26 protein-coding genes are annotated in these 25,071 nt (G+C 61.3%); 23 read left to right on the forward strand and 3 right to left on the reverse strand.

Features of this window, described 5'->3' with window-relative positions; all coding sequences use genetic code 11:
• The first annotated feature begins 6 nt into the window (after positions 1-6).
• The 4 genes from ACFWXH_RS08980 to ACFWXH_RS08995 are packed head-to-tail and all read left to right on the forward strand — an operon-like array spanning position 7 to position 3,593.
• Positions 7-1,029: an ABC transporter permease gene (locus ACFWXH_RS08980; protein ID WP_379119399.1), complete on the forward strand. Its 1,023-nt coding sequence runs from the start codon at positions 7-9 to the stop codon at positions 1,027-1,029.
• Positions 1,026-1,865, forward strand: coding sequence for an ABC transporter permease (locus tag ACFWXH_RS08985; RefSeq protein ID WP_379119401.1), 840 nt, complete (start codon positions 1,026-1,028; stop codon positions 1,863-1,865). Before ACFWXH_RS08980 ends, ACFWXH_RS08985 begins: the two co-directional genes overlap by 4 nt.
• Positions 1,852-2,805, forward strand: coding sequence for an ABC transporter ATP-binding protein (locus ACFWXH_RS08990; protein WP_379119403.1), 954 nt, complete (start codon positions 1,852-1,854; stop codon positions 2,803-2,805). Before ACFWXH_RS08985 ends, ACFWXH_RS08990 begins: the two co-directional genes overlap by 14 nt.
• Positions 2,772-3,593, forward strand: a complete 822-nt coding sequence (locus tag ACFWXH_RS08995) for an ABC transporter ATP-binding protein (RefSeq protein WP_379119405.1) — start codon at positions 2,772-2,774, stop codon at positions 3,591-3,593. The genes ACFWXH_RS08990 and ACFWXH_RS08995 overlap by 34 nt, the downstream gene beginning before the upstream one ends.
• A 66-nt stretch (positions 3,594-3,659) precedes the next feature.
• Here the strand turns inward: ACFWXH_RS08995 and ACFWXH_RS09000 are convergent, their stop codons facing one another.
• Positions 3,660-3,827, reverse strand: coding sequence for a hypothetical protein (locus tag ACFWXH_RS09000; RefSeq protein WP_161808029.1), 168 nt, complete (start codon positions 3,825-3,827; stop codon positions 3,660-3,662).
• Positions 3,828-4,268: 441 nt separating this feature from the next.
• On the reverse strand, positions 4,269-4,949 hold the full coding sequence (locus ACFWXH_RS09005; RefSeq protein WP_082407172.1) for an FCD domain-containing protein: 681 nt from the start codon (positions 4,947-4,949) through the stop codon (positions 4,269-4,271).
• A gap of 138 nt (positions 4,950-5,087) precedes the next feature.
• Between ACFWXH_RS09005 and ACFWXH_RS09010 the strand changes: the two genes are divergently transcribed.
• The 11 genes from ACFWXH_RS09010 to ACFWXH_RS09060 all read left to right on the forward strand — a co-directional run bounded on the left by ACFWXH_RS09010 (position 5,088) and on the right by ACFWXH_RS09060 (position 17,186).
• Positions 5,088-6,209 (forward strand): cupin domain-containing protein, encoded by a 1,122-nt coding sequence (locus tag ACFWXH_RS09010; RefSeq protein WP_379119408.1) that lies wholly within the window; start codon positions 5,088-5,090, stop codon positions 6,207-6,209.
• Between the two features lie 11 nt (positions 6,210-6,220).
• The gene (locus ACFWXH_RS09015; protein WP_379119410.1) at positions 6,221-7,141 is read left to right on the forward strand and encodes a fumarylacetoacetate hydrolase family protein; all 921 of its coding nucleotides are present in this window, start codon (positions 6,221-6,223) and stop codon (positions 7,139-7,141) included.
• Positions 7,142-7,146: 5 nt separating this feature from the next.
• Positions 7,147-8,076: a carbon-nitrogen hydrolase family protein gene (locus ACFWXH_RS09020; RefSeq protein WP_379119412.1), complete on the forward strand. Its 930-nt coding sequence runs from the start codon at positions 7,147-7,149 to the stop codon at positions 8,074-8,076.
• Entirely contained in the window at positions 8,076-8,729 is a 654-nt protein-coding gene (locus ACFWXH_RS09025; RefSeq protein WP_379119414.1) for a flavin reductase family protein, read from the forward strand. Before ACFWXH_RS09020 ends, ACFWXH_RS09025 begins: the two co-directional genes overlap by 1 nt.
• Positions 8,730-8,828: 99 nt before the next feature.
• Positions 8,829-9,881 (forward strand): peptidase M29, encoded by a 1,053-nt coding sequence (locus ACFWXH_RS09030; protein WP_379119416.1) that lies wholly within the window; start codon positions 8,829-8,831, stop codon positions 9,879-9,881.
• Between the two features lie 22 nt (positions 9,882-9,903).
• Complete coding sequence (locus tag ACFWXH_RS09035) at positions 9,904-11,217, forward strand: acyl-CoA dehydrogenase family protein (RefSeq protein ID WP_379119418.1); 1,314 nt, start codon at positions 9,904-9,906, stop codon at positions 11,215-11,217.
• 5 nt (positions 11,218-11,222) lie between these two features.
• Positions 11,223-12,515: an alpha/beta fold hydrolase gene (locus tag ACFWXH_RS09040; protein ID WP_379119420.1), complete on the forward strand. Its 1,293-nt coding sequence runs from the start codon at positions 11,223-11,225 to the stop codon at positions 12,513-12,515.
• Positions 12,512-13,201 (forward strand): TetR/AcrR family transcriptional regulator, encoded by a 690-nt coding sequence (locus tag ACFWXH_RS09045; protein ID WP_379119422.1) that lies wholly within the window; start codon positions 12,512-12,514, stop codon positions 13,199-13,201. The genes ACFWXH_RS09040 and ACFWXH_RS09045 overlap by 4 nt, the downstream gene beginning before the upstream one ends.
• On the forward strand, positions 13,191-14,531 hold the full coding sequence (locus ACFWXH_RS09050; protein ID WP_379119424.1) for a glutamine synthetase family protein: 1,341 nt from the start codon (positions 13,191-13,193) through the stop codon (positions 14,529-14,531). The genes ACFWXH_RS09045 and ACFWXH_RS09050 overlap by 11 nt, the downstream gene beginning before the upstream one ends.
• Before the next feature lie 5 nt (positions 14,532-14,536).
• On the forward strand, positions 14,537-15,694 hold the full coding sequence (locus ACFWXH_RS09055; RefSeq protein ID WP_379119426.1) for a LysR substrate-binding domain-containing protein: 1,158 nt from the start codon (positions 14,537-14,539) through the stop codon (positions 15,692-15,694).
• A 34-nt stretch (positions 15,695-15,728) separates the two neighbouring features.
• Positions 15,729-17,186, forward strand: coding sequence for an APC family permease (locus tag ACFWXH_RS09060; protein WP_379119428.1), 1,458 nt, complete (start codon positions 15,729-15,731; stop codon positions 17,184-17,186).
• A 48-nt stretch (positions 17,187-17,234) separates the two neighbouring features.
• Here the strand turns inward: ACFWXH_RS09060 and ACFWXH_RS09065 are convergent, their stop codons facing one another.
• Complete coding sequence (locus ACFWXH_RS09065) at positions 17,235-17,729, reverse strand: MarR family winged helix-turn-helix transcriptional regulator (protein ID WP_379119430.1); 495 nt, start codon at positions 17,727-17,729, stop codon at positions 17,235-17,237.
• An 87-nt stretch (positions 17,730-17,816) separates the two neighbouring features.
• Here ACFWXH_RS09065 and ACFWXH_RS09070 point away from each other — a divergent pair, with 87 nt between their 5' ends.
• The 8 genes from ACFWXH_RS09070 to ACFWXH_RS09105 all read left to right on the forward strand — a co-directional run bounded on the left by ACFWXH_RS09070 (position 17,817) and on the right by ACFWXH_RS09105 (position 24,978).
• Complete coding sequence (locus ACFWXH_RS09070) at positions 17,817-18,803, forward strand: ABC transporter substrate-binding protein (protein WP_379119432.1); 987 nt, start codon at positions 17,817-17,819, stop codon at positions 18,801-18,803.
• 41 nt (positions 18,804-18,844) lie between these two features.
• A complete protein-coding gene (locus ACFWXH_RS09075; protein WP_379120880.1) occupies positions 18,845-19,633 on the forward strand; it encodes an ABC transporter ATP-binding protein in 789 nt (262 codons plus the stop codon).
• Positions 19,634-19,635: 2 nt separating this feature from the next.
• The gene (locus ACFWXH_RS09080) at positions 19,636-20,424 is read left to right on the forward strand and encodes an ABC transporter permease (RefSeq protein ID WP_379119434.1); all 789 of its coding nucleotides are present in this window, start codon (positions 19,636-19,638) and stop codon (positions 20,422-20,424) included.
• Complete coding sequence (locus tag ACFWXH_RS09085; RefSeq protein ID WP_379119436.1) at positions 20,421-21,194, forward strand: ABC transporter permease; 774 nt, start codon at positions 20,421-20,423, stop codon at positions 21,192-21,194. Before ACFWXH_RS09080 ends, ACFWXH_RS09085 begins: the two co-directional genes overlap by 4 nt.
• A gap of 3 nt (positions 21,195-21,197) precedes the next feature.
• Entirely contained in the window at positions 21,198-22,853 is a 1,656-nt protein-coding gene (locus tag ACFWXH_RS09090) for an alkaline phosphatase family protein (protein WP_379119438.1), read from the forward strand.
• A gap of 259 nt (positions 22,854-23,112) precedes the next feature.
• Positions 23,113-23,652, forward strand: coding sequence for a sigma-70 family RNA polymerase sigma factor (locus ACFWXH_RS09095; RefSeq protein ID WP_379119440.1), 540 nt, complete (start codon positions 23,113-23,115; stop codon positions 23,650-23,652).
• The gene (locus tag ACFWXH_RS09100) at positions 23,649-24,503 is read left to right on the forward strand and encodes an anti-sigma factor family protein (protein ID WP_379119442.1); all 855 of its coding nucleotides are present in this window, start codon (positions 23,649-23,651) and stop codon (positions 24,501-24,503) included. The genes ACFWXH_RS09095 and ACFWXH_RS09100 overlap by 4 nt, the downstream gene beginning before the upstream one ends.
• 244 nt (positions 24,504-24,747) lie before the next feature.
• Positions 24,748-24,978, forward strand: a complete 231-nt coding sequence (locus tag ACFWXH_RS09105; RefSeq protein ID WP_379119444.1) for a hypothetical protein — start codon at positions 24,748-24,750, stop codon at positions 24,976-24,978.
• Positions 24,979-25,071 lie beyond the last annotated feature (93 nt).

A 25,071-nucleotide genomic window follows, 5' to 3' on the forward strand; every position in this document is an offset into this window, starting at 1 on the left:
GGTCGGATGGAGCTCGTACGGTACATCCTGCGTCGCACAATTCTCTCCACCTTTGTCGTGGTGGGAGTGACCTTTCTCGTCTTCATCGTGGCACAGGTGGTTCCCTCGGACCCGGCTGCGCTTTATGCTGGGCCGCGTCCGACAGCCGAACAGATCGAAAAGGCGCGTCAGGAACTCAACCTCGACGCGCCACTCGCCGAGCGCTTTGTCACTTTTGCCAAAGCAATGGCCGCCGGGGATTTCGGTGTTTCCTATAAGTCGCGTCGCCTGATCGCCGATGATTTGAGGACTTATCTGCCGGCCACGCTGGAACTGGCGATCTTCTCGACAGGACTTGCATTGCTGATCGGCATTCCACTCGGCGTTCTTGCGGCAGCGCGGCAAGGCAATTGGCCAGACAGGCTGAGCAGCCTGGGCTCCATTGCTGCGGTGGCGATGCCGACGTTTTTCCTTGCCATGATCCTCCAGCTCATCTTCGCCCAATGGCTCGGCATGCTGCCGTTGTCCGGACGGCTTTCGCGCGAGATCTCGATTGCGGCGCCATTGCCGATGATCACCGGTTTCAATCTGATCGATGCCGTGCTGGCCGGGCGGATCGAGGTCGTCGGAGATGCCTTGAAACACCTGATCCTACCGGCGCTCACGCTGGCATCCTATCCCGCTGGCGTGGCAATGCGGCTGACGCGCTCGGCAATGATCGAAATCCTGGAACGCCGTCATGTCACCGCCGCACGGGCCCTTGGCCTTTCCGAACCGCGCATCCTGTTCGGCCATGCCCTGCCCAACGCCATGGGACCGGCGCTGACGGTGATCGGCCTGTCCTTCGCCTACGCGCTCACCGGCGCGGTTCTGGTCGAGATCATTTTTGCGTGGCCGGGCCTCGGTCGATATGTTTCCGAAGCGATCCTTGCGAAGGACTTCCCCGTCATCGCCGCCGTCACGATGGTGGTGACGATCTGCTATGTCGTGATGAACCTGCTCATCGACGTTGCCCAGGCATTGGTCGATCCGAGGGTCGCACTGTCATGACCCGGCTTGTGCACCGTCTCGGCTGGCCAGGCACGATAGCCCTTGGGGTTGTGCTCGTTTTCGTCCTTCTGGCAGTGCTTGCGCCCTGGATAGCGCCATATCCGGGGCAGGGCGCCGGAGCGCCGAATGTGGCGGCGAAGCTCCTGCCGCCCTCGGCGGACTATTGGCTGGGAACCGATCATCTGGGGCGCGACGTCCTCAGTCGTGTCATCTATGGTGCGCGGGTGTCGATGACGAACGGCATCCTGATCGTGCTGTTTGCGTTGCTCATCGGATTGCCGATCGGTTTGGCGGCCGGCTATTTCGGCGGTTGGATCGATGAAGCCTTGATGCGCGGCACCGATGTCTTTCTCGCCTTTCCGGCATTGCTGCTTGCGGTGCTGATGGCGGCCGCTCTCGGACCGGGATTTCTCAACAGCATCATTGCGGTCGCAGTCACCTGGTGGCCCTGGTACGCCAGACTTGCCCGTGCTGAAGTTCTCGTGCTGCGTGGACAGCCTTATGTCGAGGCGGCACGGCTCGCGGGTGTTTCGCATCCACGCATCATCATCCGGCACATCCTGCCTGCCACGGGGCGGCCTCTGACCGTACAGGCGGCGCTGGATGTGGGACCCGCACTGCTGACGGCCGCGGCTTTGTCTTTCCTTGGGCTTGGCATACTGCCTCCCACAGCCGATTGGGGGCAGATGGTCGACGCGGGCCGGAAGTTTTTTCCTGCGCGCTGGTGGTATTCGGCGATGCCCGGTCTGACGATCTTCATCGTCGCTCTCGCCTTCAGTGTTCTCGGCGATGCCCTGCGTGACCGCAAGGGAGGGGCGAACCGTGCCTCTGCTTGAAGTCCGCAATCTCTCCGTGACCATCCCGACGCCGGAAGGCGATGTTCACGCCGTGCGCGCCATAAATCTCGAGATCGAAAAGGGCGAAATTCACGGCGTGATCGGGGAATCCGGTTGCGGCAAAACCATGACTGGAATGACCTTGCTTGGGCTTGCTCCGAAGGGGGCCCGGATCGTTGCTGACAGTCTGCATTTTGACGGTGAGGATCTGAGCAAGAATGCAGGGCGTTTGCGCGGCCGCAGGATCGGCCTGATCTCGCAAGATCCAGCCGCTGCTCTCAATCCGGTGCTCAGCATCGCGCGGCAGATGGACGATGTGCTGCGGGCGCATCGCAATATGTCGCGCCAGGAGCGTTGGGCCGAAGCGAGCAGCCTGCTGGCCGCGACCGGTTTGCCGGATCCTCAAAGGGTGCTGAAAAGCTATCCTCATCAGCTTTCCGGCGGAATGCAGCAGCGTGTGGTTATCGCCCAGGCATTGGCGACTGGCGCGGATTTTCTGATCGCCGACGAGCCGACGACTGCATTGGACGTCTCGGTTGGGGCTCAGGTTTTGGCGCTGCTGCGGAAACTGGTGTCGGATCGTGGTCTCACCGTTTTGATGATTACGCACGACATGGATGTGATCGCCGAAGCATGCGACCGCGTCACTGTCCTCTATGCCGGACTTTCCGTGGAGACGGGTCCCGTTGGCGAAGTCCTGCAGCAACCCGGTCATCCATACACTCAAGCATTGCTGGCCGCCTTGCCCGATGCTGCGCCACACGGGGCGCGGCTCGCCGCAATCGAAGGCTCCATTCCGCCACCGCGTTCCGGCATTGAAGGTTGTGCCTTCGCGCCCCGTTGCCCGAAAGCCATGCCCGTCTGTGCCATGCAGGTGCCGCCAAAGCGGTTGGCGGAAGCGCATCGATGGCTATGCCATCTGCCGGCGAGTGCGCCATGAGTTCCGCCGCGATCCTCGAGGTGCGCGACCTGGTCATCCGCTATCGGGCGCGTGGTCTCTTCGCCTCTCGCTCACGGCCAGCAGTCAACGGCGCCAGCTTCACGCTGGCTGAACGCGAAACCCTTGGCATTGTCGGGGAAAGCGGTTCAGGAAAAACCAGCCTGCTGCGAGCGATCCTGAGGTTGATACCTGTCGAAAGTGGTTCGGTTCGACTGGAAGGCGAAGATTGGCTTGCGCTGAAGGGCGATACGCTGCGTCGGACGCGGCAGCGCATCGGGGTTGTGGCCCAGAATCCCTATCTGTCGCTCAGCCCGCGACTGACCATTGCCGAAATACTTGCCGAACCCCTGCTCGCACACGGCGAGAAGGCGGGGCCTGCCATGAACAGAAAGATCGCGGGCTTGCTGTCGGATTGCGGTTTGCCGGCCGATTTCATGGGGCGCCGCGCGCGGGAGCTTTCCGGAGGCCAGGCACAGCGTGTCGCGATCGCGCGCGCTCTGGCATTGGAGCCGAAGCTCATGATCCTCGACGAGCCGACCTCGGCGCTGGATGTTTCCGTGCAGGCGCAGATACTGAACCTGTTGGCGGATCTGAAAGAAAGCCGGGGTCTGTCGATGCTCTTCGTGACCCACAATCTGAAGGTCGTTGCGCATCTGTCCGACAGCCTTCTGGTCATGCGGCGCGGCGATATCGTTGAGTTCGGTGCAACGGAGCAGGTCGTCCGCGAGCCCAGGCATGACTATACGAGTGAGCTGCTTTCCTTTGGCCTCATCGGTGCTCGGGAATAGACGACCGCCAAGCTGGGAATACTCCGCTTGCGGAGGTGCTTTCGCAATGCTCGGCCGTCAGTTCGGCTACATGCCACGCTCCGGCACATAGAGGCAAAGCGAACGTCGCGAGCCGGTTTCGCCGCCCGGCTTGCACTCGTGAAAGAACTCGTCGCGGGACCGTCTGATCCGGCGATCGCTGTAAGGGATGAGTTCTCCCGTCGACAGCAGATACCCTTCCTTGGTCTCTTTCACATCGGAGGAAGGGGCCTGATAGCAATCAATCCCTGAACAGCACTCGATATCGTAACTCCAGCCAGAGGGCGCGTTGTGCGCGCTCGCCGGGGTGCCCAGAGACGCTGAGCCGATCAGCGCCAGGAGTGCGCAGCCGACAGCTATACTGTGCCCGCGGTATGACAAATTGTCCGCGGTTGCGAAACGACGCCCTTCTCGGGCCGGGTGTATTCTGCTCATCGCTGACCAGTCTGGCAGCCTCGCTGCCTGTCATCTGCGATCCCCACCACACACCATCGCAATAAAGGATATCCAATAACCCCGAATGGCCGAGCTAAGTTCCACCAACTTGGGTGGGTATCCAGCCACGCTCGGCAAAAGGAACCCTCTCCGCCAGATGGCAGGCGGAAAAACGCAATCTGTGCGGGGTACTAGGTTCGACGAGGCCAGGTTTTCGGTTGTTTACCCGGTCGCGGCAAGACCGTCAGGTTCATTCGCGCCAAAGACATTGGTCAAATAGCTGGCGGTCTTTCGATAATGCGCTTCCAACAGCGCCGTTGCCGTCTCCGCGTCGCGATCAAGCGTCGCTTGAGCAAGGGCGCCATGCTCTGCCTGCACGTCCCGTCCGGAAGGCTGCGTTGCAGCCAGCAGCGTCGGAATTCGATAGCGCTCCGTCGCTGCATAAAGACGCTCGAAGAACTCCAGCGTCCAAGGCGAATTGCAGGCGGCCAGCAAGGCGCGATGGAAAGCATAGTGCCGTGCCTCGAGCGTCCAGATATCGGCGTCCGGACCAGTTCGGCCGACCTGCAGGTTGAGGGCGTAAAGGGCAGATACGATCCCTGCCGCCCAATTGTCGTCGCCGAGCTCAATTGAAGCGCGAAGCGCGTCGCATTCGATCTTGATGCGCACGTTCACCGCATCGTGCAGCTCATCGAGCGACAGCGGTGCCACGCGGAAGCCGCGTAGGGATTCCGCTGTCACCAAGCGCTCCGCGTGCAGGCGGTTCAGTGCTTCCCGAAGGGGTGAAAACCCCATGTCGTAGCGCTCGCTGAGATCGGAGAGGCGCAGCGGCCGCCCTGGGGCCAGTTCGCCGCGAATGATATCGTGACGCAGGGCGTCGTAAGCTTTCTCGGCAAGGGTCATGACAAGATTCCTTTGTCTGGGACACTAGCCCAGGGCTCTGTTTGTCGGCAATTCCAAATATTTTCGAAAATAATTATTGCTTTCGAAAAAGTGATGACCCATGCTGGTAGTCAACCGGATTGCGAACAGGAGGGTTCGATGATGAAATCGCGCGAGAACCATCGGGAGGATGTCGCCGGGCGGGCAAATGTCGAGGATACGCCTGAGCTGCTGGCGTACTACGAGGACCTCGAGCGTTTCAAAGCCGGCGCGCTTTGGACCGTCGCAAACAAGATCGAGCCGTGGGAGCCGAAGTCGCAATCAGTGCCGGTCGTCTGGCGTTACCGGGATCTGCGCGAGCATGTCCTGCGTTCGGTGCAACTGGTGACGCCGGAAAAGGCGGGCCGTCGGGTAATCTATCTGAACAATCCCGGCCGAACCGAATTTGCGGCGGCCGTCGGGTGGCTCTATGCGGGGCTGCAGGTGATGAACCCGGGCGAAGTCGCCAGCGCGCATCGCCATTCGGCTTCCGCGATCCGTTTCATCATGGAAGGTTCCGGCGCCTATACGGTTGTCGATGGTCACAAGATGACACTGGGCGCGAACGATTTCGTGCTGACCCCTAACGGCACCTGGCACGAACATGGCGTCGAGGCTTCCGGTTCACCCTGCATCTGGCAGGACGGGCTGGACATCCCATTCGTCAATGCGATGGAAGCGAATTTCTACGAAGTGCATCCCGATCTGCGTCAGGCGGTCGGATTCGCGGTCGACGACATGACCAAGACCTGGGGCAACCCCGGGCTGAAGCCGACGGGGCAGGGATGGGACAAGGGCTACAGCCCTATGTTCAAGTATGAATGGGCTCCGACCTACGAAGCGCTGACGAAGTATTCGGCCTGTACGGAGGGTTCGCCCTTCGACGGTGTGCTGATGGAGTACATGAATCCGGTGACGCAAGGGCCTGTCATGCAGACCATGGGGGCAAGCATGCAGATGCTGCGCCCGGGAGAGCACACAAAGGCTCACCGCCATACGGGCAGCGGCCTTTATCATGTCGCCAAGGGCAAAGGCCATTCCATCATCAACGGCAAGCGCTACGACTGGCAGGAACACGACATCTTCTGCGTGCCGTCCTGGGTGTGGCACGAGCATGTCAACGGCTCGGAAGGTGACGATGCCTGCCTGTTCTGCCTGTCGGATCTCCCGGTGATGCGGGCGCTCGGCCTCTATCGCGAGCAGGCCTTCGGTGACAATGGCGGCTTCCAGCCGCTTCTCTAAGGAAAAACATAATGAAACTTGTGACCTATCGCGCCTCGGTCGAGGCTGCGGCAAGGCTTGGCGTGATCGTCGACGATCTGGTGGTCGACGTCGCGGCCCTGGCCGCGTCGCAGGGCAAGGCCTTGCCTGCAAGCATGCTGGATCTGATCGATGCCGGTCGGCCTGGCCTGGAGACGCTGCGTGATTGTCTGGCTGCGGCCAATGGCCGGTTCCCGACGGGAACGGCGATGGCGCTGGCCAATGTGAAGCTGCTGGCTCCGATCCCCAGGCCACGCAAGAACATCTTCGGCATCGGGCTGAACTATGTCGAGCATGTCGCTGAAAGCGCAAAGTCGCTCGATACCGCGAAGGACCTGCCCAAGCAGCCCGTGATCTTCTCGAAACCGCCGACGTCGGTCATCGGGCCCGGGGAGGGGATAGAGCATAACGGCAAGATCACCCAGCAACTCGACTGGGAGGTGGAATTGGCAGTGATCGTCGGCACCACGGCCAGGCGCGTCGCCAGGCAGGATGCGCTGCGTCATGTCTTCGGCTATTCCGTGATGATTGACGTTTCGGCTCGCGATAACAGACGGGCGGGACAGTGGATCTTTTCCAAGGGACAGGACAGCTATGCTCCCTTCGGTCCGTGTATCGTCACCGCGGACGAGATGCCGGATCCTCAGACACTCGATCTCTGGCTTACAGTGAACGGCGTGGAGAAGCAGCGCTCGAACACGCGTCATATGCTGTTCAAGGTCGACGACCTGATTGCGGACATATCCTCGGGCATCACCCTGGAGCCGGGAGATATCATTGCCTCAGGCACGCCTGAAGGTGTCGGCGCGGGGCGCAGTCCGCAGGAATGGATGTGGCCCGGAGACATCATCGTCGCCTGCGTGGAAGGCATTGGTTCGCTGCGGCATCCCGTCGTCGACGCAACACCGGAGTAACGCCCATGACCCAGACATTCAAAGCGGCTGTCGTTCAGATGGCTTCCGTGCCGGACAATGCGCGCGCCACCGCTGAAGCGGCGGCTGTGCGCTTGCGTGAAGCGGCGGCGAACGGAGCCAGGCTTGTTGTCTTCCCGGAGGCACTGGTCGGCGGCTATCCCAAGGGAGCAAGCTTCGGCGCACCCGTCGGCATGAGGAAGCCCGAGGGGCGTGCCGCCTTTGCCCACTACCACGCCGGTGCGATCGACCTCGATGGAGAGGAAGTGGCGCTACTGGCTGAAGCTGCGGCGGAAACCGGAGCTTTTGCCGTCATCGGTGTCATCGAGCGCGATGGAGCCACACTCTATTGCACAGTGCTTTATTTCGATGGCGAAAGGGGACTGGTCGGCAAGCATCGCAAGCTGATGCCGACGGCTGGAGAGCGATTGATCTGGGGTTTCGGCGACGGCTCCACCATGCCGGTGTTTCGTACCGATATCGGCACGATCGGCGCCGTGATCTGCTGGGAAAACTACATGCCTGCCTTGCGCATGCACATGTACCACCAGGGCGTGACGCTCTACTGCGCGCCTACGGCGGACGATCGTGATACCTGGCTGCCGAGCATGCAGCATATCGCGCTCGAAGGGCGCACTTTCGTGCTCACCGCCTGCCAATACATCACGCGGGGGGCGTATGGCTCCGACCACGAAAGTGCATTGGGCGACGATCCGGATCTGGTGATGATGCGTGGCGGCTCTGCCATCATCAGTCCGCTCGGCAAGGTTCTCGCAGGTCCCGATTTCACCGGCGAGACGATCCTCTATGCCGATATCGATCCGGGCGAAGTCATGCGTGCGAAATTCGACTTCGATGTCACGGGCCACTATGCGAGACCGGATGTCTTCAGCCTCGTCGTGGATACGCGGGCAAAGCCGGCGGTGCGTGAGGCCTGATGCGTTTCGACCTCGAGGATGTCGGCACGCAAAACGCCTACAAGCTCCTTGCCGCCACCGTCATGCCGAGGCCAATTGCCTGGGTGGTGACGCAGGATGCCGAGGGCCGCGTGAATGCTGCTCCTTACAGCTTTTTCAATGTCATGGGATCGGCGCCGCCCACCATAGCGCTCGGCATCCTCGCCAGCCCGGAACGAGGCTTCAAGGATACCGCCCGCAACATCCTCGATACCGGCGAGTTCGTGGTCAACCTTGTGCCCGAGAGGCTTGTGCGGGCCATGAACATCACCTCGATCGATGCGCCGCCCGGGATCGAGGAACTGAGGCTGGCGGAACTGGAAACCCTGGCTTCCGACAGGGTGCGCCCGCCCCGTATTGCCGAAAGTCCTGTCGCCTTCGAGTGCGTTTCCCTGTCGACGGTCGAAACAGGGCCGACGCAGCTTGTCGTCATTGGCCATGTGCGAACGGTACACATAGCCGATCAGTTCGTGCTCGACCCTGAGCGGGCGCATATCGACACCCCGAAACTCGACCTCGTCGCCCGTTCCTACGGCAGCGATTACGTCCGCAGCCGCGATACCTTCAGCCTGGTCCGCCCGACCTGGCGTGAACATCAGGCCGCCTTCGCGGAGATTCTGTCGGACAAGCCATAATTTTCGAAAATCCTATTGACAAATTGCGCGCGGCGATAAAACTTAACTGACAAGTAAAGAAAATCGCAAAAACAGCGATACATCAATGGGAAGGAAGCGATGCTGCAGGAACGCATCGAAGGGAAGTGGCTTGCCAGCTTCCGCCGGGTTTTCGCGCTCAACGCCATCGGTGCAGGCACCAAGGTGGCCGTGTTGTCGGAGACGCAGTCGCGGCCTGTTCTCATTCATCTTTCGGATCTGGCGCTGCACGATCTCGGCGCGGAATACTGCATGATTCAGATGCCGACGCCGCGTCAGACGGCACCGGTGCCGGTGAAGTCGACCGGCACGTCCTGGGCCATCCAGCAGAACCGCGCCGTCATCGAAGCGCTGAAGCGCGTCGACGTAATCGTCGACTGCACGGTGGAGGGGCTGATCCACGCTCCGGAATGGCCGGAGATCGAGGAAGCCGGCAACACACGCCTGCTGGTGGTCTGCAACGAACATCCGGAGATTCTCGAACGCACGGAGCCGATGGTCGAGCTTGGCCCGAAGGTGGCACTGGGTGTGCAGATGCTGCGCGATGCAAAGGAGATGCGCGTCACTTCCGCCGCCGGTACGGATCTTGTCATCGATCTGCGCGGTGCGCCTTGTGGCGGTACGCCGGGCTTCGGCACCAAGCCAGGTGACGTCGCACACTGGCCGGGCGGCCTGTGCTTGGCCTTTCCGGGCCAGAACAGCGTCAACGGCCGCATCGTCATGGACGTTGGGGACATGAACCTGACGTTCAAGAGCACGCTGACCAGCCGCATCGACTTCACGGTCGAGAACGACTTCGTCACTGCGATCAAGGGCGACGGCATCGATGCCATTCATTTCCGCGAATACATGGAAGCCTGGGAAGACCGCAACGCCTACGGCATGAGCCATGTCGGCTGGGGCATGCATCCGCGCGCACGCTGGGTGTCGGCTGCTATGTATGACAAGCGCGATATGCAGGCCGTCGAGTTTCGCGCGCTGGCAGGATCGTTCCTCTGGTCGACAGGGGCCAACCAATATGCGGGCCGCTACACGCTCGGCCACTTCGATCTGCCGATGCGCAATTGCACGATCACGCTCGACGGAACGGTCGTCGTCAAGGACGGCGTCCTGCAGGGCGAACTGGCGCTTTGACGCCTCTTAGGAAAGACCGAGAATGAGTGAAATTACCGACTATTACGACCTGTCGCGCATCCGGCCGGAGGTCCAGAAAGTTCTCAACCGCGTCAACGAACTCGGTCGCGAGCGTTTCGCCGGCCGTGCCAAAGGCGTGGACGACGATGCTTCCTTCCCGGTCGAGAACTACAGGGATCTCGCCGAAGAAGGCTTTCTCGGCCTTTGCATCCCGCAGGAATTCGGCGGCTGGGGCTTTTCGATGTTCGAATACGCCATGGTCGGCGCCGAAATCGGCAAATATTGCGGTGCCACCGCGCTGACCTTCAACATGCACAATTCGTCGATGGCATGGTCGCGTTTCATGTTCGAGATGCCGAACCTGACGCCTGAGGAGAAAGCGACCTTCGCGCCGTTGCGCGAGCGTCAGTTTCGTCGCGCCATCGCCGAGAAGGCGATCTTCTCGCAGCCGATCTCCGAAGGCGGACAGAACTGGACCTCGAAGCCCAACCAGACGCAGTGCCGCAAGGTGGATGGCGGCTGGATGATCAACGGCTTTAAGAAATTCGCTTCGCTGGCCGGCTATTGCGACTACTACACCATCGTCTGCACCGAAGTGTTCGAAGGTCAGGAGCCGCGGCACGAGGACACCATGCTGTTCGTCGTCCACAAGGACACGCCGGGCCTGTCGGTGAAAGGCGACTGGGACCCGCTCGGCATGCGCGGAACCAACAGCCGTGACCTGATCCTGAAGGACGTTTTCGTCCGCTCCGATGACTTGTTGATGCCGCGCGGCATCTTCAACAAGACGCTCCCCAACTGGCCGCACATGATGATCACGCTCTCGCCCACCTATATGGGCGTCGCGCAGGGCGCCTATGATTTCATGGTGGACTACCTCAAGGGCAAGATACCCGGCCAGCCTCCGGTCGACCGCCGCATGTATGCCACCAAGCGCATCGCCGTCGGCAAGATGTACGCGCGGCTCGCCAACATGCGCGCTCTGTGGTGGCAGGCTTTCAGCGAATCCAAGGGGTTCCCCAACAAGGCCGAAGTGCAGCGAATGTATGCCGCCCAGTACAATGTGATGGAAGGTGCTGCCGAGATGACCTCGATGGCGATCCGCACATGCGGGGGGCAGTCGATGCTGAAGTCGCTGCCGCTGGAGCGCATGTATCGCGACAGCCGCTGCGGCGCGCTGATGCTGCCGTTCACCTCCGAGATCATGGAGGACTATCTCGGCGTGCTCTCCCTCTACGAAATGGATGAGCTCGACCATGCCCCGGGTGACGAGGGCGGCGCCCGTACCTCGCTGTGGCGAGGCGACAGTGGCAGCGGCGCCCGGGCGGTCCGCTAACCACCATGGCGCGCGATCGGGTCCAGGTCATCGGCCGCAGTTCCGCCTCGCCAGAGGCGGTATGGGCCGTTGCCCGCGATTTCTGCGGGCATTGGCATCCGGGGGTCGCAACCATCCGCGCCGAACGGGACGCGCGAGGATCGCTGGTTCGTGCATTTACCGCGCACGGCGAGGACACGCTCTATCGCGAGCGCCTGACCTTTCTCAGCGATAGCGATCGCTCGCTTGCCTATACCCATCTGGAGGGGATTGCCGGCATCGACCGTTATGATGCCCGCTTCACGGTCTCACCGGCCAAGGACGGCGGCAGCAGCATCGAATGGACCGCCGATGTGGAAGCGCCGGATGCAGCGCGCGCCGCTTCAGTCTGCCTAGGGACCAAGCCGATTTTCGAAGCCGGGATCGATGCGCTTTCCAAACAGGCTGAACGTCAGGCCGAAACTCAGGTCGGCGCAGTGTTTCCGTCGGTCGAAGTCGAGGATTTGAGCTTTGGAGAGGCACCGCGCCTGGCGTTGACGGTCACGCCCAGGAAACAGGGACCGCTTTGCCTGTTCCTGCATGGCATCGGTGGCGGACGCGCCAATTGGCTGCCGCAACTGACTGCTGCCGGAAGCATCATGTCGGCGGCTGCGCTTGATCTGCGCGGATATGGCGACAGTACGCTCGGCCCGGACCAATCCACCGTCGATGACTATTGTGCCGACATCCTGCACGTTCGAGAGGCACTGGGTGCGGACAGGCTGGTTCTGGTCGGTCTTTCCTATGGTTCCTGGATCGCCACATCCTTTGCCATGCGTCATCCGGACCTGCTGGCGGGTCTGGTGCTGTCCGGCGGCTGCACTGGCATGTCGGAAGCGGGTGTTGAGGAGCGGGAAGCCTTTCGCGTCAGCCGGCTGGTGCCGATCGATGCCGGCCAAACTCCTGCTGATTTCGCGCCATCGGTCGTGAAGGTGCTGGCCGGTCCGAACGCGTCGGATGTGACCAAGGCGCAGTTGTTGCAGTCCATGGCGGCGATACCGGCCACGACCTATCGCGATGCGCTTATGTGCTTCACGAACCCGCCGGAGCGGTTCGATTTTTCGCGCCTGGACATGCCGGTTCTCATGATGACGGGCGAACATGACAGGCTGGCTTCCCCGACCGAGATCCGTGGGGTTGCGCGCCGCATCCTGGATCAGGCCCCGATGCCTGACGTGCGCTACGAAACCATCATGGATGCCGGGCATGTCTGCAATGTGGAGCAGCCAGAGGTGTATAACCGCGTCCTGCTGGAATTCCTTGGGAAGCTGCCGACATGACCATTCTTCCGCGCCGTCAACAGAACCGGATCATTCGCGAACGGCGTATCCTGGATGCTGCGCTGAAGGTGTTTTCCGAGACCGGCTACTCGGGCGCAACCATGGATGCGGTTGCCATCCAGGCCGGTCTGTCGAAGCCGACGCTATACCAGTATTTCGAATCCAAGGAGGCGCTGTTCTCGGCCATGCTGCTGGGCGAGCGCGACCTGATGCTGGAGTTCTTCCAGCATCCTTCCGGCGACGGCATGGTCGCCGATCTTCTGGGATTCGCATGGGATTATGCCGATACGGTCCTGCGCCCCGATCTGCTGTCGCTTGCCCGCCTCATCATCGGCGAGGTGCATCGCTTCCCCGAGATCGGTCATGCCTACCAGGAGTCAGGTCCCGACCGGCTGTTGCGCGGCATCATGGAATATCTCGAGGGCCGTCGTGCGGACGGCCAGCTGGTTTTCGATGACGCGGAACTGGCGGCCCAGGATCTCTGGGGCCTGATCCTGTCGGCGCCCAGAAACCAGGCCCTCTATATGCCGGACCATCGGCCGAGCCGGGCCGAAATCGAACGCTATGTGAACAACGGCTTGCGCGTTTTCCTGAAGGCCTATTCGACCCGGCCGGCAGAGGACGTTGCCACATTAGAAGCGCTCATAGGCGCCAATTCCCTGCAGCAGGTGGAACATGACAGTTGATGAATATCTGGCCGATCCGACCAGCCGGTTCGCTACGGTTGCGATGGTCGACACAAACGGCCTTTTGCGCGGGCAGATGGTTTCTGCCGGCAGCCTGAAAGGCATCGCCAAAAGCGGCATGGGCATGTCGCCCGTCACGTTGGCGCTCGATCCGACCGACGTGATCCAGGTCGTTCCCGGCGTGACCGACGGAACGTCGGACTTCCATGACGACCCGCTCGTTCTCGATACGACGACGACGCGGCGCTTGCCCTGGTCAAAGCCCGGACACGATCTCCTGGTGCTGTCCAACTATTCGGGCGAGACGGCGCAACTCTGCCCGCGTTCGATCCTCAAGCGGGTTCTCGATCGTGTCGGTGACGCGGGATATGTGCCCCGCTACGGCATGGAGCTGGAATACACGCTGTTCGATGAGACGACGGAGAGCGCGCGCGCCAAGGGCTATCGCAATCTCAAGACCGCGACGCATCACAACAGCCACGATCTCGTGCTCTATCAGGTCGAACAGACGGAATGGTACGAAGCGGTTGCCGCGATGTGCGAGCCGTTGCGCATCGATCTCGCCAAGATGCACGAGGAAATCGGCGGCGGGTTCCTCGAGGCCTGCATCGCGGCGGGCGAGGGGCTGGAGCCGGCAGACCAGCTGGTGCTCCTGAAGAACTTCCTGCGCGCGCTCGCACAGCGGCAAGGCAAATGCGTCACCTATATGCCGCGCTGGACGGAAGCGGCCGACAGTCAGTCGATCCATGTGCATGTCTCGCTGAAGGACCGCCACGGCAAGTCGGTTTTCCACGACCCGTCCCAGAAGAACGCCGTGTCGCAGACGTTCCGTCATTTCCTGGGCGGCCTGCAGACCTATATCGGCGACCTGACTCTTCTGTTCCAGCCGACGGTCAACTCCTATCGCCGGTTTGCACCGGGCACATTCGCTCCACCCGGTCTCAGCTGGGGCTACGAGAACCGCACCACCTGCTTCCGCATCGTGGGGCACGACGCGGGGTCGCTCCGCGTCGAGAACCGTCTGCCGGGCGCCGACACCAATCCATATCTCACGGTTGCCGCAACCGTTGCCGCGGGCGTGGCGGGGATCCTGGAAAAGATCGAACCCGAGGCCGAGACCATCGGCAATGGTTATAGCCAGGAGCCGGCGCGCGATTTCGCACGCTCCATGCCCGAGGCGATCGAAAGGCTGCGAGGCTCCGCCTTTGCCAAGGACTGGTTCGGAGCGCGCTTCGTCGAGGCGTTTTCCTCAACGCGTGAAAGCCAGCACAACGAGTTCCGGCGCAAGATTCCCGATGTGGAGCTGGAACGTTTCTTCGATTTGGGGTGAACTGCATGGATACGGACCTGCGTGCCCATTTCCTGGAAGGCATGAGCCGGGTCGCCTCCGCCGTCACCGTGGTGACGACGGATGGGGATGCAGGGCGGTTCGGTGTCACCGTTTCATCGATGACGTCGGTCTCGGCGGACACGACCCGGCCGTCGCTGCTGGTCAGCATCCATCATCTCAGTCCCGCCGGCGAGGCGATCAGAAAGAACAAGCGGTTCTGCGCCAACGTGCTGAGCGGCAACCAAAGCTTTGTTTCAGACCTGTTTTCGGGCCGTCTCAAACATCTGAACGACGACAGGTTCAGCGCGATCCCCTGGCATGCTGGCACAACCGGGGCACCGATCATCGACGACGCCATCGTCTCGCTGGATTGCGAACTCAAGACCGCCTTGCTCTGGGGCACGCATTTTATCCTCATCGGCGAGGTCGAGCAGATCGAGCTGTCCAGGCAACGCTCGCCGCTGGTCTACGCCAATCGGGGCTATCGCCGCGCCGTTCCGATCGCGCCGGACGATCACCAGTCACACAGCCCCGAAAACCAGCTGCGCGTTGGCTTCTTCATCACGCTTGGGCCGGAGTTCGTGCCATCCCTCGTCGCAGACTTTGCCAGTCAGTCGCCAGCCGTCGATCTCAGCCTGTTGGAGGCAGATCACGATGACCTGCTGGAACAGATGCGTGCCGGCAAGATCGAAGCGGCGATCACTTTCGGGATGGTGGACGAGCCTGAGTTCGACACCGAAGTGATATGCCCTCCGGCACCTCACGTGCTGCTGAACGCGGATCATCCGCTGGCCGCGAAATCAAGCCTGCGGTTGGCCGATGTCGCCGACTTGCCGATGATCCTGCTCGACTATCCATCCGTGCGAAGCGCTGTCGCTGCCTTTTTCGAACGCAACCAGTTGAAGCCGCAGATCCGGCTGCAGTCGCCTTCTTTGGCGATGGTGCGTGGCTTGGTGGCGCAAGGCCTGGGCTACTCGATCGTTCCGCAAGACCCCCAGAACAAGATCGGTCCTGACGGCACGGAGATCCGCGCCGTACCGCTCGATGACGATTTCCCCGAAGGCGCTGTTATCGCGGTTGCAAAGCGCGACGACTGCCGCAGCAGGCTGGCGATGGATTTCATTTCGAAGTGCAGGAAGTCGTTTCGACAAACATCACAATAAGCACCGCAAAACGGTGACAAATGGGAGAGGGAATATGGCTCAGGAAGAGGCTATCGACATCAATAGTGGAGGGAGCAATCAGCTCCGAAAGAATTCGCTGGGACTGATTGCGGTCACCTTCATGGTGATTTCGGCGGCAGCGCCGCTGACCGGCGTCGCTGGAGCGATGCCGCTGGCGTTCATGCTAGGGAACGGCACCGGCGTCCCGGCGACATTCGTCTTCGTGACCCTGGTCATGCTGGCTTTCGCTGCCGGCTATGTCGCCATGTCGCGTCACGTCACCAATGCAGGCGCCTTCTATGCCTATGCGGCGCGTGGCCTGGGCGGTCGCGCCGCCGGCGCGGTGGCTGTCACCGCGCTCGTTGCCTACAATGCGATGCAGTTCGGCCTGATCGGCCTGTTCGGCGGCATCGCCAGCGGCATTTTCGGCCAGTTCGGCCTAATGCTGCCGTGGTGGGGCTGGAGCCTTCTTGCCCTTCTGCTGGTCGGTTTTCTCGGTTACCGGCAGGTGGACCTGTCGGCCAAGGTCCTCGTCTTCGTGGTGGCGCTGGAATATCTGGTGGTGCTGATCGTCGACTTCGCCATTCTCGGCAAGGGTGGGGCGAACGGGCTCTCAATGAATTTCTTCGACCAGAACGCGATCTTCTCGGGTTCGCTGACGGCAGCGATCCTGTTCTGCATGGGTTGCTTCATCGGTTTCGAGGCAACGACGATCTATGCCGAAGAGGCGCGCGATCCGGAAAAGACGATACCGCGGGCAACCTACCTGTCGGTGCTGATGATCGGCATCTTCTTCATCTTCACGACCTGGCTGTTGATTGTCGGCATCGGTGCCGACAAGCTGGTTCCGACGATCCAGGCGCTGCCCGATCCTTCGATCTTCTTCTTCGATCTGGCCGGCCAGTATGCCGGCGGCCCGGTGGCCACGATTGCCGGCATCCTCCTGGTGTCCAGTCTGTTCGCGGCACTTTCGGCCTTCCACAACTACATCGCGCGCTACAGCTATGTGGCAGGTCGTGAAGGCCTGTTGCCAGAGGTGTTCGGCCAGACGCACGACACGCACCAGAGCCCGCATGTCGGTTCGGTGGTACAGACTGCCGGGGCGCTGATCGTGCTGGCGCTGTTTGCCGGACTGGGTCTGGATCCGGTGCTCAACATGTTCACCTGGATCAGCCAGATCGGTACGCTGGGCGTTCTGGCTATGATGACCGTCACCTCGGTCGCGGTGATCGCCTTCTTCCGCCAGTCAGGTCACAAGGGCTCTGCCCTCACGACATTCATCCTGCCGCTGGTGTCCGGCTTGGTGATGGCCGGGCTCTTTGTCTACATTTTCCTGCATTTCGGCGATCTGACCGGAACGACGGGCGGCGCGCTCGGCATCATCCTGCCGTCGTTGATCCCTGCTGCCGCAATCGTGGGGTACATGCTTGCCCTGCGTCTGCAGCGCACCGATCCGGCGCGTTTTGCCCGCATGGGATTCAACCGGGACTGATCATCACTTCACTGCTGGGACGCCACCGGAAATTCCGGTTGGCGTCCTTCAGCGATTGATCGACTGGAACAGCTTGTCGAGGAGTTTTACCAGCGTCTGCTGTTCCCGCTTGGAGAGGTCGACGAACATGTCACGGTTCAGTCTCCAGGCGAAATCCATCACCTCCGTGTAGAGTTTCTCTGCGGTGGTCGTAAGCGCCAGAAGGATCGAACGACGGTCCTCGGTGCTTGTTGTTTTTGTCAACAATTCCCGCTTGATCAATCCGGTCACATAGCGGCTTACCTGAGCCTCATCCTGTTGCGTCGCGTGCGCCACGGCGCGGACGGACGGCTTTTCGAGATAGTGAATTGCCGCCAGTGTTCGCCATTCGCCCAGCGTAAGCCCGTAGTCGCTCATGAGCATCGCGTGAGCCTGCCGATCGTTGACCTTGGTCAGCAAAGCCAGCCGGTACGAGAACATGTCGCGGATGTCGCGGGGATAGACCCATGGCGGCGGTGTGGCCTCCATTTCATCGTCATATCGCTCTAGATTATTGGTTGACATTGTCAGGTAATTATCCTTGATATTATCAAATAAAAACGTGCCACGAAAACTGGCTCCCCGCAAGAAGGGACCATGGAGGAGAACATCATGCCGATACTTTTCGGAAGACGGATCGCCTGCAAGATTGCCGCTGCTCTCATTGCCGGAGCCGCTCTGGCCGCCGGTATGGGCGCGGCTGGTGCGGAAAACGCCAAGCTGAGATTTGCCTATCTGCTCGCCGATTCCGACCTGCCCATCCTTGTCGCGCAAAAGAATGGAGACTTCGCCAAAGCCGGGCTGGATGTCGAACTGACGGAAGTCCAGGGCGGACCTGCCGTGGTTGCCGCAATCGCATCCGGCTCGGCCGACGTCGGCTATGCTTCGCCGGTGCCGCCGATCAACGCCCGCATCAACGGCATCAACGTCAAGATGGTCATGGCCTTGGGCCACGAGGTCGATCCGGACAAGAAATTCTCCTGGCTGATCGCGTCGCAGGCTTCGGGCATTGCAGACCTCGCCGGCCTGAAAGGCAAGAAGGTGGCCGTCAACGCGAACGGTTCGCTTTGCGTGCTGACGCTAAGCGATCACATGGCCAAGGCGGGCCTCAAGATGGAAGATGTCGAACTGGTCGTGTTGCCGTTTCCACAGCAGGAAGCTGCTCTCGAACAGGGCGCGATCGACGCGACATGTACCGTCAATCCGTTCTTTTCATCGATCGCCAAGAACCAGGCCGTCGGCGTCAAGATCCTTGCGGAGGGTGTGCTCGCCGACGAGCGCGAACCGGTGCTGAACGATGTCATTTTCGCGACCGACGACTTCATTGCCAAGAATCCGGATACGTTGAAGACGTTCGGCAAGGTGATCTTCGAAACCCGCCAGAAGCTCCTGGCGGACAGGGGAGCTATGGAGGCTGCGGCAACCGAATTCCTCGGTTTGACGTCCGAGGCCGCCAAGGATTTCAAACTGCCGGTGGTGAAGCCCGAACTGACTATTTCCGAGGCTGAGGTCCAGGTCCTGCTCGATGCCATGAAGCGCGCGGGCATGCTGACCCAGGAGGTTCCTGTAACGGACATGGTCTCCAACATGGCTCCCTGAAGGAGCGGGAACGGCTGCCGAGGGAGGGAACTTTGGACGTGGTGTTGGAAGCTCGGCAGCTGGCGAAAGCTTATGGCGTGGGCAGGGATGCGCTTCAGGTGCTGGGGGGCATCTCGTTCGCCGTGGGCAGAGGTGAGTTCGTCTCGATCGTCGGCCCATCTGGATGCGGCAAGACAACCTTGCTGTTTGCGCTTGCCGGGTTGCAGAAGGCAAGCACCGGCACGGTGACCTTCAATGGACGGCCCGTGACCGCGCCGCCACGCGGCGTGGCCGTGGTCTTCCAGGACTATTCACGTTCGCTTTTCCCCTGGAAGAGCAATCGCGACAATGTGGCCTTCGGCATGGTGCGGGTGGAAGGGCTGTCTTCGGCGCAAAAGCGGGACAAGGCCCAGGAAATGCTGGAAGCTGTCGGTCTTCAAGGCTTTGAAGACAAATATCCCTGGCAGCTGTCGGGAGGCATGCAGCAGCGGGTTGCCATTGCGCGCGGGCTGGCATCGCAAAGCGAACTGCTGCTGCTGGATGAGCCCCTGGCCGCGGTCGACGCGCAGACACGTGCCGACATGCAGGACCTCCTGCTCGATCTCGCAGTGCGTTTCCAGCAAACCTGCTTACTGGTGACGCATGATGTCGAGGAAGCCGTCTATATGGCCGACCGCGTCGTGGTGTTGACGCGGCGCCCGACTGTCGTGGACCACGAGGTCCCTATCAACCTCGGCAAACGACGCGATCAGATCACCACACGTGAGGATCCCAGGTTCCTTGCCGCGCGCCATGACGTCATGATGAGCATACGGTCGTCGCGCACCGCTGCACCGGCCACGGCAGCCTGAATATGGGATCTTTTCGGCTTCTGGAGATTTTGGCCGGGTTCCGCGCCATCATCTCGTTCCTGATCATCATTGTGATCTGGCAGTCCATCGCCTCGCTCGGCCTTGTTCCGGAAAAGTACTTTCCCAGCATCCTCGCAATCGCCGCTGGCTTTCGCGACATGATGATGTCCGGCGAACTTGTTTCGGCCGAATTGCGCACGATTTCCCGCGCCCTGATAGGGGTGGCATCCGCTTCAATGCTGGGGATCGGCCTTGCCGTGCTGGGCGATCTCTTCCCGTCCTTCCGCCGCGGCTTCGCGCCCATCGCCGCACTCGTTCAGCCCATTCCACCCGCAGCCCTGGTGCCCATGGCCGTGTTCATGCTCGGACTGGGTCCCAAACTCTATGCCTTCATCGTCATTCTGGTCACGGTCTGGCCCCCCTATTTCAATGGCGTGGCAGCGCTCGCAAGCGTGTCGGACGTCCAGATCCGTACTGGCCAGATGCTTGGGCTGAGCAGGTGGCAGATCCTGCGGCAAATCAAACTTCCCGCAGCCATGCCCGAGATCTTTGCGGGAATCCGCTATGCCTCCAGCATCAGCCTGATCGCGGTTGTCGTTGCCGAGATGCTTGCCGGTCACGACGGCCTGGGATTCCTGCTCATCCGCAAGGCCTTCGCCATTCGTATCCCTGAAGTCTACGCGCTGATGTTCGTCTGTGCCGTGAACGGCCTGATCATGAACACGATCGTCAACGGATTGCGCTGGAAATTCGCGGGCTGGCAATCGCGCATGACGGGGCAGGCGGCATGAGCATTCTACGCAGTCGCCAAGGCTACAGTGCTCTCGTCCTGCCTGTCGTTCTTCTGCTCGCTTGGCAGGTGTTGGCGTGGCGTGCGTCCACGCCGTTGTTCCCTGGACCCTGGCAGGTGGCCGTTTCCATCTGGCGGCTCTATCCGCAGATCGTGGGGCAGATAGGGTACACCTTGATGCGGGCTGCCGCGGGTTTCTTCGTTGCCGCGATCGTGATGGTTCCCCTGGGCATTCTGCTCGGCCGCCTGAAGGCGGTTGGGTCGGTGCTGGAACCGATCCTGGACATGCTTGCGACATTGCCTCCGCCGGCCGTCGTCCCGATCATGATGCTCTTTGCCGGAACCGGCGATGCCGCGAAAATCGCGGTCATCGCCTATGCCGCCGGCATTCCGCTGATCATGAACACGTATGAGGCGTCCAAGACCCTGCATCCGATGGCTACGCTCGTGGCGCGTTCCCTGCGCCTGCGTCGTCTCGAAACGATGGTGTTCATCGACCTGCCGGCGTCCTTGCCGATGATCGCGACGGGCGTCCGGCTGGCCGTCGCCTCGGCGTTGTTGGTCAGTGTCACGGCCGAAATGCTGCTTGCCACTAACGGCATCGGCGTCTTCCTGCAGCGTCAGCAGGAGAATTTTCAAATCGCCAATGGGCTGGCGGCAATAGCCTTCATTTCCGTGGTCGGCCTGATCGTCAACGACCTGGTCCAGCGACTGGAGCGACGTCTGCTCTTTTGGCACTACCGCTCCACAGAAACACAGAACGACAGGTGACCGATGCGCCGCAATGTTCTTTTCATCATGTGCGACCAGCTGCGCTTCGACTATCTGAGCTGCGCCGGGCACAAAACATTGGCCACGCCAAACATCGACCGTCTCGCCAGCCGGGGCGTGCGTTTCACCAACGCCTATGTGCAGTCGACGGTCTGCGGCCCCTCGCGCATGAGTGCCTATACGGGCCGCTACATGCGTTCGCACGGTTCCACCCAGAACGGTGTTCCGCTGCGCGTGGGGGAGCCTACGCTTGGCGATCACCTGCGCGAGATCGGTGTGCGCTGCGCGCTGATCGGCAAGACACATATGACGGCAGATCATGAAGGGATGGAGCGTCTCGGCATCAGCGCCGATTCCGTCATCGGGGTCCATCTTTCCGAATGCGGGTTCGAGCCCTATGAGCGCGATGACGGGCTTCATCCGTCAAGCAGCTACGATCCCGACCCGGCCTACGACGCCTATCTGCGGGAGCAGGGGTTCGATGCCGAGAACCCATGGGAGCACTGGGCCAACTCGGGCGAAGGCGAGCAAGGCGAGAACCTCAACGGCTGGTTGCTGGTCCATGCGGACAAGGCCGCCCGCATTCCGGAGGAGCATTCGGAGACGCCCTATATGACGCGTCGCGCGATGCGTTTCATCGAGGAGGCGGAGGCCGCAGGGCAGCCGTGGTGCGCGCATCTTTCCTACATCAAGCCGCACTGGCCTTACATCGTGCCGGCACCCTACCACGCCATGTACGACAAGGACGACGTGCAACCCGCTGTCCGCAGCGAAGCCGAACGCGTTGCGCCCAACCCGGTCTACGAGGCGTTCCAGCAGGAGCGCTATTCGCGAAACTTCTCCCGGGACGAGGTCAGGGAGAAGGTGATCCCCTGCTACATGGGGCTGATCAAGCAGATCGACGATCAACTCGGCCAGCTGTTCGCCTTCATGGAGGAACGCGGTCTCTTCGAGAACACGATGATCGTCTTCACGTCGGATCATGGCGATTATCTCGGCGACCATTGGCTCGGCGAGAAGTACATGTTCCACGATGTTTCGGTCAAAGTTCCCATGATCGTCTACGACCCGTCCAGGGAGGCCGACAGCACGCGTGGCACGACGTCGGATGCACTGGTCGAGATGATCGATCTGGCTCCAACCTTCCTCGATCATTTCGGTGGCAAACCGAAATCCCATGTGCTGGAGGGAAGGTCCCTGGCGCCGCTGCTGCATGGGCCAAAGCCGGATAACTGGCGCCGCTACGCGATCAGCGAGTATGACTATGGCGCCGACCTTGCGAGGCTGAAGCTCGACCTTCCTCTCAGCGACTGCCGCCTCTTGATGATCACGGACGGGCGCTACAAGCTGATCCATGGCGAAGGCGTGCCGCCGATGCTGTTCGATCGGGCCAACGATCCTCATGAACTCAGCGACCTGGGACAAAAACCCGAATTCGCGGACATAGTCGCCAATCTGCGGGGAGCCTTGTTCCACTGGCTGGCCACGCCGAAAAACCGCATCACCGTTGAAGACCGATGGCTCACGGGCGATGACGACAAGCTGCGCCATTTCGATCCCGCCATCGTGCCGGGTATCCTGATCGGCTACTGGGATGAAGCTGAACTTGCCTCTGAACACGAGGCTCGAAGCCAATGGCTCAGACGGCAAAGCCATTGAGATATGGCTCGGTCTTGCTGCCAAGGACAAAAATAGTCCCCTGTCGGGAATAATCTGCCCTGTCGCGCGGTCTTCTGCATGGATGATCCGCAAGACAGGAAGGTTATCATGCGCCGCAGCAGTCTTGACCCGATTTGCGTCCGCGTTTTCGGCTTTGCGAATGCCGAGGGCTTTTCCGGCCGAATAGGGGTATCGTCGATCCACTGCATGGTTTCTGCGCGAACGCTGGAAGGCCGCGAGGAATGCGTGTGATATCGCCATGTTGAACGGCGAGGCGCAGGCTCGATTCAGCCAGGTGGTCATGCCCCATCTCGGCGATGCCCTTGCCTTGGCGCGCTGGCTCACCGGCAGCGCAGCCGATGCCGAAGACGTCGTGCAGGAGGCCTGCATGAAGGCCTATGCGGGGATCGGCGGCTATGCCGGCGGAAACGCGCGGGCATGGCTTCTAACCATCGTGCGCAACGCTTCTTACACGTGGCTTGCCCGCAACCGTTCTCGCGAAGTGGTCGCCGTTGGTGATCTGAACGATCTCGACGACATGAGCGCCGGGCATCGGGATCACTCTCCTGACGATGACGGTCCGGAAGCCAATCTGATTGCCAAAGCCGATCTGGCCGCTTTGGAGGGGGCGATCGCGGCGCTACCGGAACCGTTTCGCGAAACGCTCGTGCTGCGTGACATAAACGGCCTGAGCTATCGGGAGATTGCCGACATGCTCGATGTGCCGATCGGCACCGTAATGTCGCGGCTGGCGCGTGCGCGCGGCCAATTGATGTCTGACCTTGGGAGAGCGCGATGACTGCGCACAAAGACGGTTTGCCTGAGGACAAGGTGGAAATGACGATGATGGTCCATGCCCTGGTCGACGGCGAGCTTGACGCGGCCACCGCCTTGGCGGTTGAGCGGCGCATCGCTGCCGACCCTGAACTTGCCGCCGAACATGCGCGCATCGCGGCTTTGCGCGTTGCCGTGAACAGGCTGCCGAAACCGCAGCCGAGCAAGGCATTTCTGGGCCGCATCCAGGCTATCGGAGGTGCCGATGCTCATCAGGCGCCGCAACCATCCGTTCTGCCCTTCCGCACGCCGTCATCACACTCCCGTACCGAACGTTCCTTTCGGGGCTGGTCGGCACGATCCGCAACGTTCGATTGGCGCGCCCTGGCCGCCTCGATCGCCATCACCGCGGTGGTGGCGAGTGGCGCAACACAATGGGCGATGACTGGCGGCTCGGATGATTTTGCTGCCGCTGTTGCAAGTGGCCATCGCCGCAGCCTGCTTGCCGCCAACCCTGTCGACGTCGTCTCGTCGGACCGGCATACGGTCAAACCCTGGCTCGATGGCCGGCTTGGCATGTCGCCACCGGCTCCCGACCTCGCCAAGGACGGATTTGCGCTCGTCGGAGGCCGGGTGGAGGTCGTTGACGGACAACCCATTCCCGCGTTGGTCTACCGCCACAACGAACATCTGATCACGCTTGTCGCCCAGCCCCGGAATGGTGGCGAGGCGAGCAACCCCGTCGACCGTTCGGCGGATGGGTTTTCGATGGTGAGCTGGAGCGACCGAGCCTTCGCCTACTGGGCGATCACGGACATGGAGCGATCGGGGCTCGACGAATTCGTCACCCGTTTCCGGGCCGCAGCTGCGATCTGATCCGACGTTCGCCTGAAGCGGCAAAGCTGAACAATGAGAGAAGAAGATCGCATGGGATTGCTGTGCGAGCAGAGCTTGTGCGCCTCATTTTGCATGATTGCGCGAGCCCCGGCACATAGCTCCTGATATCGATCGACAGTCCAAACAAACAGATTGGAATGCGGGAATAAAATCAGAGCAATCAAGGTCTTGTCAGTAGCGGCGCCAAGACGGCACGCGTCAACCAAAGGCAAGGAATTGAGACATGATCAAGATTGCTCTCACCACGCTCAGCATCGTCATCGCCACCGGCACCGCCTTTGCGGGAAGCGATCACTACGACCCCGGCGCCATGTCGATGGCTGCGGTCGATCACTCGACGACGGCTTCCGTCTCCAAGCCGCGCAAGGATGTCGACACCAGCATCAAGACGGGTGCCTCTGGCAAGGCCAAGATCGACACAATGGATTTCGATCACGATCTCTGGGGCAATTGATTGACCGTCACCTGTTCGAGGAGCGGCTGGAAATCGCGCTCCTCGAACATCCGAACGCGATCACGCCTTCGCGAACCAGCCGAAAGAAAGATC

The organism is Mesorhizobium sp. NPDC059054 (assembly GCF_042739215.1).
Classification (GTDB): Bacteria; Pseudomonadota; Alphaproteobacteria; order Rhizobiales; family Rhizobiaceae; genus Mesorhizobium.